The sequence below is a fragment of the Actinotignum timonense genome, from assembly GCF_030216305.1.
Classification (GTDB): domain Bacteria; phylum Actinomycetota; class Actinomycetes; order Actinomycetales; family Actinomycetaceae; genus Actinotignum; species Actinotignum timonense_A.
The window spans coordinates 22,499-31,543 of record NZ_JASOKT010000018.1 but is presented as its reverse complement, the minus strand read 5'-3'; the positions used below and the strand labels follow the sequence as shown (position 1 = coordinate 31,543).

The following is a 9,045-nucleotide window of genomic DNA, read 5'->3' as shown; positions in this document are numbered from 1 at the left end:
CGATTGCCAGCCGGAGCGAAAATGCCGGGTGCCGAATTAAGCGACCCCGTGTAGTGAGACATCTTTTCTCCATTGGTAGATAATCGGATGACTTGCGGGTGCGCATATCGCCACTTAGGTGAATTTTGTGAAAGAGATGCGCCTGAGCATCACCAAAACACAATAAGTAACGCGCCACACCAGCTAAATCATTCAGAATCGTAACACAACTATAAATTGCAAATTCGCGCTTTAATAACATTTTATTAATCGCACGATTACGATTCTGACCTGGTGTTTCGCATTTAAACACCCCCCCCCGCAGGGGACTTTCTACCCATTTGGCAGGTTTTACTAGGAAATTTCCCAGGAAAATGTGAAGTAACTAACTGGAATTCCGGTCACACCAACAGATCGATGTCGTCTTAAATTGAATTTCCAGCTCCAGCTACCGCTCCACTAAATATGCAGTGTTAATAATATTTCTATTAATGATGGATTGCGGTCCGTTTTCGTGTGCACATTATTATCTACTCCCGCATCTGAGCACAAACTCCGCGCACTTCCTCCAAAAATGCTAGTTCCACTCGCGTGAGCGCACGGCTCGGATCCCAGACCAGACTCGTGGCAGAACGCCTTGCCGGAGCCAGCGGAACGAATACCAGTCCAAGAGGCGAACACCGCCCGGCCGAGCAATCGTTGATAATCGCGTACCCAACCCCAGCATCAACCAACTGCGGTGCATGGTAAACCACGTCATAAATAACCTGGCATTGATCACCGTGATCATCTAGCCACCGCTCCAACTGGCGGTGCCCCACGCTATCATCCGGACAAATCAGAGGAAGACCTTCTAGATCGTCCACACTCACGCTTTCCTTCGCTGCGAGAGAAGAAGCCGCAGGAACTAAAATCCCCCACCGATCTTGCGTTGGCAAGGACAGGCGCTCATACCCCGCCAGGTCCCAAGAATCCGGAGCAATAGCAAAAGACAGTGCGTTACTGGCAAGCCTTTCCAGAATGGTCTCTCTACGTATCCGACGCAGTGTCACGCCAACTCCAGGATGTTTATCCCGCACACGTTTAATGGCCCGAGCAACATCGATGACAGCGGCGCTTTCAACGGTGCCCACAACCACATGTCCACCAATATCGCCGTGCAGCATACTGAACTCTTCGACCGTACGCCGCGAGAGACTGAGAATCTCCCGGGCTCTGCCAGCAAATAGGACGCCGACAGGAGTAAGCCGAACCCCACGTCCAGACCGATCAAGAAGTTCTTGGCCTAAGGTCTTTTCCAATTCGCGAATTTGCTTGGTCACCGATGGCTGACTGCAGTTCAGCTCAACCGCAGCTTCTTTGATCGATCCAACCCTCGCGACCACCACAAAGGCCTCCAGATGCTGCAGCTTCACCGCGCCCCCATAAAGATGTGCATATCTTGACTTTCGTTAGTTTACTTATACCACGCAATTTCGCGAAATTCGCACCACAGAATCTGCTACCTTGAATAGATTCTCACGCACATGCACCATCCGTACCTACGAGACAACGATCACACTTGCATTCATGCCGCAAAGCCCGTATAGTAGAACAGTCGCCGCGGGGTGGAGCAGTTCGGTAGCTCGCCGGGCTCATAACCCGGAGGTCAGAGGTTCAAATCCTCTCCCCGCCACGAAGAAGAGCTCCTGACCAGGGAAAGCACCAGGTCAGGAGCTCTTGCCATACCCGCGCTCACGTTAGCAAGCTGCCTACTCTAACCGCGTCCATCCGCTATTGGGATGATCCGGCTGGAACCCGGCCCGCCCATCCAGCTCGCACCGATACCGCACGCCCTTGTAGATCACCTCGGCGCCGCGCAGGTAGATGCGGTGCCGGAACCACAAGTCCTGAATCGGCGCATCGGCGACCTTGACCCAGTACGGCTCGCCCGCGCTCGGCGGACGCTCAGACACCGTATTCGGATTATGCGCCACACCCCACGCGTACTGGTACGTTTTCCCTTCAAAAATCACGTAATCGTGGTTGTGATAGTGGTGGAAGGGCCGGTATTCCGCGGTGTTTTCCGAGTACACCATGGGCCGGACCCACCGCTCGTTCGGGTCCAGCGGATTGAAATCCGGATTCGCGGGGTCTATCGTGTGCAGCGCCGTGAACACGCCCACCACCTCGCCGTTCTTTTTTACGACGACGATGCTCCCTTTCTTGATGGGCTCGGTCGGCGGATTGTCAATGTCAAAATTCACCACGTCCGGGGCTGCGGTGTCATTGGGATCGGGCATGTACCACATGCCAATCACCACATCGCCACCACCCTCGAGCTGCACATTCGCCACGCCTCCCCAAAAGCCGTTCAGTGGCGCGAGCGCGATGGCCCAGGAGGAGACGACGCTCATCACGGACGTACCTAGCGCTGTCATGCGTGCCTTCCTTCTCCGCGATCAGCTGCCGCGCACTCGGCTTCCATGCACTCAACTTCCACACGCTTGGCTTCCACGATCTCAGCCGCCGCTCTTCCGCCATCACTACCACGCGGCGCGCGCCGGATCGCGCTTATCGCCCAGATACCAAGGGCGCAGCCGACCAGCGTGATTATGCCTGGCACCGAGCGCGCGAAGAACACCGCGTGGCCGATCTTCGGTATCACGAACCCAACCTTCCCGATGACTTGCTCGCGGGTAATCCCCCAGTAATCCCAGTCCTTCGGCTCGTCCACCCCGTAGCGCTTGGTTTTCAGCAAGACGCCACCGTCCGTATCGCGGCGCTTATCTGCAAGATAATGAACGACGACGAAATTGGTCGCCGGGCTAACCGCGATAATGTCCCCCACTTTCAGCTCCCCTATATCTGCCCGGACAACGCCAACGACGTCGCCGCGATTAAGGCGAGGCGACATGGAATCGCTCGACACGATAAGGGGACGGCAACCCAGCGTGTTGATGAGAAGGTTGGGCTGCAGGGCCGCGACGGCGATGAAAAAGGACAGCACGAAAACCGCGAGCAGCAGCACGGCCCGCGCTATGCGTTCGCGTATCGGGCCGCGCCTATGCTCACGGCAGTTCTTCGTTTCGAGGGCCGCGCTCACCTTAGGGCTGGGTGACGGCGAAGGTGAGGTTTACCTTGATGTTTTGCCCCACGATGGCATCGTAAGCGGCCTTGGTCGCAGGCTCCTTGAGGGTGACCTTGACGGTGACCGTGACTGATTCGCCGTCCGCTTTGATCTGGGTGTTGGCAGGCGTAACTTCTACGCCGACCAGATCATCATGGCCGGTAACGCCCTCAATCTGGTGGGTTTCGGTCACGGCCAGCGTGCCGGTTACGTTATCGCTCGCGTCGATCACATCAGCGCTACCCGACTCCTGCCACTTCACGGTGTAGGTAACATCGAATGACTCAACGTTCTCGCTCGTGCCACCAATGCTCACCCCGGTTTTCCCGGCGGGAACCAGCTTCTTCCCCTGGCTGGCGAGCGCCTTGGAAACATCAAGCTCGGTGGTCACGTTCTGCCCCTGGCCGATCACAACGGTTTCCGAGTCGGTACTCGCCGCGGGGTCAGATACCGTGCCGGCCCAGTAGGTGTAGGCACCGCCCGTGAGCAGCCCGAAGATACAAGCCAAAAGAACCGGGATCAGCCAACGCTTTTTGCGTGATTCCACAGCGTTTCTCCTTCACGAAGTCAGGTGGTCGGTGAGGTAGTCATGCAGCCATGGAAAGCGAGGAGGTGAGCCCTCACCGCCGCGCTCTGCCCATGACGTGCGATGACAAAGCGCTGCGGGGCCGGTTGTGCGTCGTCGACCTTCCCTCCACGGCGTTAACCTTTTACTTATTGTGCATGAATATGCGTGCGCATTCCACGTGAGATCCAACGCAGCCGCGCCACGTTAAAGCTCCAGAATCTTCCCGGTTTTCCTCGATCTGGAGGCCACCCGTGAAAAACACCGACACACGCCCATATCTGGTAATTCTGAATGAAACTACCCCGATATCTTGCGAAAGGAATTCCTGCCCGGATAACTGCCACGATAGACTACGGTGAGCGCTTCAATCTTCACTTAAAGAACCTGAACCTGATCCAACCCAGACTTATTTTCAGCGATTTTGTTCTTATACATATGCAATTGAACTCTCACTGACACGTTCTTCATCCGCGTTGCCTCTCCAGACGCGACGAGAAGTAGTTACGGACACCACACGCCGCGAAACCCCCGGAGCCAGTCCCCCGAGCCCAGCGGCCAGCACCCCGCTACAGCACCAGCGAAGCAACCCAGCCCGCGATGAGCAGCGGGATATTGAAATGGATAAAGGTGGGGATGACCGAGTCGCGGATATGGTCATGTTGGCCGTCTGCGTTGAGCCCCGCCGTCGGCCCTAAAGTGGAGTCCGAGGCGGGAGAACCGGCATCGCCCAGCGCGCCGGCCGTGCCGATAATCGAAACGGTGGCCAGCGGAGAGAATCCCAGCGTGGCACACAGGGGCACGTAAATCGCCGCGATAATCGGCAGCGTGGAGAAGGACGAACCAATCCCCATCGTCACCAGCAACCCCACCAGCAACATCGCGAGCGAGGCCATCGCCTTATTACTCCCGAACATCGCCGCCGTGGCGTGCACGAGCGGTTCGATCTGCCCGCTTTCGCTCATGACATTCGCGAAGCCCTGGGCGCTGATCATAATGAAACCGATGAGGGCCATCATTTTCATGCCGTCGGTGAAAACGTCGTCGGCTTCGTGCAGCTTGACGGCGCGCGAGAAAATGAAAACGCACAGGCCCACCAGCGCGCCCACCAGCAGCGCGTCGGCATCCGAGTCCACCGCGTTGAGCGCCAGCTGGATCCCGAAGCACACCAGAATCGCCACGAGCGAGACCACGATGCGGTAGCGGGAAATCGCCGGGACCGCGCCGTTCGCGCCAGAGCTTCCGGCCGCGCCGGCCGCCGCAGCCGCGCCAGCACCGCCACCATCCACCGCCACATCGCGGTACTCGCGCGGCTTGCGGTACGTCACGAACACCGCGAGCAGCAGGCCGACCACCATCCCCGCCGCCGGAATTGCCATCGCGCTCATGACGTTGATGCCGCTCACGTCCATGCCGGCCTTCGCGATATTCCCCAGCAGAATATCGGTGAGGAAGATCTTGCCGAAGCCGATAGGCAGGAACATATACGTAGTCACCAGGCCAAAAGTGAGAACGCAGGCCACCGCGCGCCGATCCAGCCGGAGATTATTCATGACCACCAGCAGCGGCGGGATGAGCAGCGGGATAAAAGCGATATGCACCGGGATGAGATTCTGGCTCATGACCGCCATCGCGCAAATCCCGGCGAGCATTGCCCAGCGGGTGAAGGTGCGTTTGCGCGAGCCCGCGCCATCGGAACTGCGCAGATGGCCGAGCATCCAATCGGCAAGCAAACGCGGCAGCCCGGAATGGGCCACCGCCATCGCAAACGCACCGAGCAGCGCGTACGAGAGCGCGATTTTCGCCCCGGCACCCAGGCCTTCCTGGAAGGCCACCATGGTCCCTTCCAGCCCCATGCCGCTGAGCACACCGCCCACCAGCGCGCCGATAAACAGAGCCAGTACCACGTGCACACGAAGTACCGCGAGGAGGAGCATCAAACAAACAGCCACCACAACAGCATTCATAAAGCTGAATATACCCAGTCCCGCCCGCGGCCTGGATAAGTATCCACAAATGTGCAGCTTTTCTATTATTTCTTGCACTACCGGCCGTTGTGCGTTGCTATTCCGCCGTATTTTTATCGACGACGCCGCCACTTCCGCCCCCCAGATACGCCAGTGGCGGCCACCCGGTTTCGGGTGGCCGCCACGTGAGAGGAGCACTGCCAGGCCAGCCCTATCGGGCTGCCGGGCCGCGCCCTATGCGGGGCTACTTAGCCCCTTCCAGCTCCTTCTGGGCTGCGATGGCCTGGTCCAGCGCGGTCTGCAGGTTCTTCTGGGCCTGCCCGTAGGCCGCCCAATCCCCGCTCTTCATTGCGCTATCAGCCTGGCCCACCGCCTGCTTCATGCTTTGCAGCGCGGCGTCCAAACGCTCTTGCGGGGTACCACCCGCGGCCGGAGCCGGAGCGGGCGCCGGCGCACCGGGCGCAGCGCTGGGCTGCTGAGGCGCGGGCTGGGTGGGCGTCGTCGTACCGGGAGCAGGCGTGGCACCCGGCGTAGCACCGGGCGTGCCTGCCGCGGGCGCCTTGCCTTCCCCGGCGGAAATATCTTCCTTGACGTTCTGCAATCCGGCGTCCCCGGCCTGGGCACCCGAATCACCGCCGAAGGTCTGGTTGAGGGCCTCCTCCAGGGTGGGCGCGAAGCCGATATTCCCGTCACCGAACGCCGTGAGCACGTACTGCATAAGCGGGTAGGTGGTGCCCTGCGAAGCCTGCACGTAGACCGGCTGCACGTAGAGCATGCCACCCCCCACCGGGAGGGTGAGCAGATTACCCATCCGCACCGTGGTACCGCCCGAACGCAGCAGGTTGAGCGCGCGGGAAACGTTCTGGTCGGAGAGGAAGTTGTTCTGCGCCTGGCCCGGGCCGGGAACCGTGAGGTCGCGCGGCAGCTCGAGGAGCCGCAACTTGCCGTAGCCTTCGCGCTTCTCCCCCGGCGTGGAGCCCGCATTGGAATCCACCGCGAAGAAGCCGGTCATAATATTGCGGTCCGTCTGACCGCCCGGGATATAGCCCGTGGACAGGGAGAACTCCGCGGAATCCTGGCCCGGCATCTGCAGCGTCAGGTAGTAGGGCGGCTGCTTGCTATCGGTTTGCGCCGCGGCGATCCCGCTGGCCCCGGCCGTATCCACCGCCGGCTCGTTCGGAACATTCCAGAAGTCACCACCGGAGTAGAAGGATGCCGGGTCCTTGACGTGGTAGCGGGTCAGCAGCGAACGCTGGGTCTTGAACAGATCCTCGGGGTAGCGCACATGCGCCATGAGATCCCCGGACATCTTCTCCAGCGGCTGCACCATGCCCGGGAAGATCGATTCCCAAGCCCGCAGGATCGGGTCCTTCTCATCCCACTTGTAGAGAGACACCGAGCCGTCATAGGCATCCACAACCGTCTTGACGGAGTTACGGATGTAATTGACATCCTGCCCTGAGGCCGCCCCGTACATGCCGCGCGAATTGAGGGCGTCCGTGGTGGCCGCCGCCAGGGATTCCCGCGCCGAATACGGGTAGTTATTCGAGGTGGTGTAGCCGTCGATAATCCACACCAGGCGCTTGGGGGTGGCCGGATCCCCGTCCATATCCACCACGGCCGGGTAGGCCTTGGAATCCAAGGTCAGGTAGGGGGCCACCTTGCGCACCCGCTCGTGCGGGTCGCGGTTGAAGAGGATTTGCGATTCGGAGGTCACGCGGTCGGAGAAGAAAATATCCGTGGAGCGGAACTTGATAGCAAACATGAGTTTGTCAAAGAAGTTGCCGACCGAGGGGCCGCCGTCGCCCGTATAGGTATTGAGAACCTGCGAGCCTTCCGCAGCGTCGGAAGGATAGTCAATCTCCCATGGCGCGGTTCCTTCCGGGGCACCCACAATGGAGTATTCGGGGCTCTTCTGCCCGAAGTACACGCGCGGTTCGTATTCGCCCAGTTCACCCTGGGAAGGAATACCGTACTGGAGGAATTGCGGGGCGCCGGAAGCGGAGGTGGTATTGCCGTAGGCGGCCACCACGCCGTAGCCGTGGGTGTAGACCGTGTGGTCATTGACCCAGTTGCGCTGGTCCGGGCCCAGGCCGTCCAGGTTGAGTTCACGCACCGCGATCACGGTGTCCCGGTCCGTCTTATTGAGGTTATAGCGATCCACCGCCAGCTGGGAAGCGAAACCGTAGTACTGGCGGTTCTGCTGCATCTGGTTGAAGGTGGGCGAGACGATATTCGGGTCGAGGAGGCGGATTTGCGCGGTGGATTCCGCGTCATTACGCAGCTGCCCGGCTTCCGCATCCGTGCGGGCGTTATAGGGGATCGTTTCGATATCGTTCAGGCCGTAGGCCTTGAGGGTGGCCGAGATATTGCGGTCAATATACGGCGTTTCCATCTCGATGGCGTTCGGGGTGACCCGGAAGCGTTCCACCAGCGCCGGCCAGGCCCAGCCCACCGTAGCGCCGGTCACCAGGGCCACCACCAGGCCCGCGGTAATAATCCGCCAGGAACCGCGCAGCGCCGAAATCACGAAGAGCACCGCGATAGCCAGGAAGGTAATCGCGAGGATCGTGAGCCCGGGAAGCTTGGCGTTAATATCTGTATAGGACGCCCCGGAGAAACGATCATTATTGGAGAGCAGCAGGGTGTAGCGGCTCAGCCAGAAGTAGGCGGCCACCAGGATAAAGGCCAGCAGCCCCAGCACGGAGAAATGCACCCGGGCCCGGTTGCGTACCCGCACCTTGCCCGAATCCACCGTGACCCCGCCGTAGAGGTAATGGCCCAGCACCGCGCCGATCGCCCCGATCACCAGCAGGGTGATCGCGAAGCTCAGCGCCGATTGCAGCACCGGGAGCGTGAACACATAGAACGCCACATCGCGCCCGAATTGCGGATCCGTATCCCCGAAGGGCGTGCGGAAAATCCACATGAGGTAGGTGCGCCATTCCCCGGAGAGCGGCGCGCCGAAAATCACGCCGGCGAGCAGCGGCAGGCCCAGGTTGGTGGCCCAGCGGTACTTTTCCGCCGCTTTCCGGTAGTTCGCGACGCTGGGGGCCATAATGCCCTCGTCCTTGCTGCGCGCCAGGCGGAAATTCAGCCACAGCACGATAGCAACCAGGAGGGTGCCGATGGTGCCCAGCGCGATGGTCCAGCCCCATTGGGTCCAGAACACGCGGGCCGCGCCGATTTGTTCGTACCATTTAACGTCGGTGTAAACGCCCGATCCGACGACGAGCGCCACGAGCAGAATGGCCAGAACACCCAGTGTCCACCAAAAAGCTCCCGGCGTCTCCCGCCTCAAACGGGGATGTGCGGTTGTACTCAAACGAAATCCTCAACTTCTTCCGCGGCGCAGCGCAAGGCGCGCCCGGCCATCACTATTCCCTATCAAACATAGCGGAAAAAGCTGAGAATCGCGCGTGCGT

General features: G+C 60.1%; 7 protein-coding genes and 1 tRNA gene. 1 reads left to right on the top strand and 7 read right to left on the bottom strand.

The features are described 5' to 3' along the window. Together QP305_RS08030 and QP305_RS08025 are read right to left on the bottom strand one after the other, a co-directional pair. A partial coding sequence (locus QP305_RS08030; RefSeq protein WP_284904839.1) for a hypothetical protein occupies positions 1 to 241 on the bottom strand: 241 nt, incomplete at its 3' end. Positions 242 to 509: 268 nt separating this feature from the next. Continuing rightward, a complete protein-coding gene (locus tag QP305_RS08025) occupies positions 510 to 1,394 on the bottom strand; it encodes a LysR family transcriptional regulator (RefSeq protein WP_284904838.1) in 885 nt (294 codons plus the stop codon). Between the two features lie 186 nt (positions 1,395 to 1,580). Between QP305_RS08025 and QP305_RS08020 the strand changes: the two genes are divergently transcribed. Continuing rightward, positions 1,581 to 1,654: transfer RNA gene (locus QP305_RS08020), tRNA-Met, on the top strand. Positions 1,655 to 1,730: 76 nt separating this feature from the next. Here the strand turns inward: QP305_RS08020 and QP305_RS08015 are convergent. The 5 genes from QP305_RS08015 to QP305_RS07995 all read right to left on the bottom strand — a co-directional run bounded on the left by QP305_RS08015 (position 1,731) and on the right by QP305_RS07995 (position 8,945). Beyond that, positions 1,731 to 2,399 (bottom strand): hypothetical protein, encoded by a 669-nt coding sequence (locus tag QP305_RS08015; RefSeq protein ID WP_284904837.1) that lies wholly within the window; start codon positions 2,397 to 2,399, stop codon positions 1,731 to 1,733. Then, positions 2,396 to 2,989: a signal peptidase I gene (locus QP305_RS08010; RefSeq protein WP_284904836.1), complete on the bottom strand. Its 594-nt coding sequence runs from the start codon at positions 2,987 to 2,989 to the stop codon at positions 2,396 to 2,398. The genes QP305_RS08015 and QP305_RS08010 overlap by 4 nt, the downstream gene beginning before the upstream one ends. A gap of 76 nt (positions 2,990 to 3,065) precedes the next feature. Next, on the bottom strand, positions 3,066 to 3,635 hold the full coding sequence (locus QP305_RS08005; RefSeq protein WP_284904835.1) for a hypothetical protein: 570 nt from the start codon (positions 3,633 to 3,635) through the stop codon (positions 3,066 to 3,068). Positions 3,636 to 4,222: 587 nt separating this feature from the next. Further along, positions 4,223 to 5,620: a Na+/H+ antiporter family protein gene (locus QP305_RS08000; RefSeq protein WP_284904834.1), complete on the bottom strand. Its 1,398-nt coding sequence runs from the start codon at positions 5,618 to 5,620 to the stop codon at positions 4,223 to 4,225. A gap of 244 nt (positions 5,621 to 5,864) precedes the next feature. Continuing rightward, positions 5,865 to 8,945, bottom strand: a complete 3,081-nt coding sequence (locus tag QP305_RS07995; RefSeq protein ID WP_284890248.1) for a UPF0182 family membrane protein — start codon at positions 8,943 to 8,945, stop codon at positions 5,865 to 5,867. Positions 8,946 to 9,045: the final 100 nt, after the last annotated feature.

Excerpts from the sequence above, each read along its gene's own strand:
- QP305_RS08015 (WP_284904837.1), bottom strand. The coding sequence starts at position 2,399 with ATGACAGCGCTAGGTACGTCCGTGATGAGCGTCGTCTCCTCCTGGGCC.
- QP305_RS08000 (WP_284904834.1), bottom strand. The coding sequence starts at position 5,620 with ATGAATGCTGTTGTGGTGGCTGTTTGTTTGATGCTCCTCCTCGCGGTA.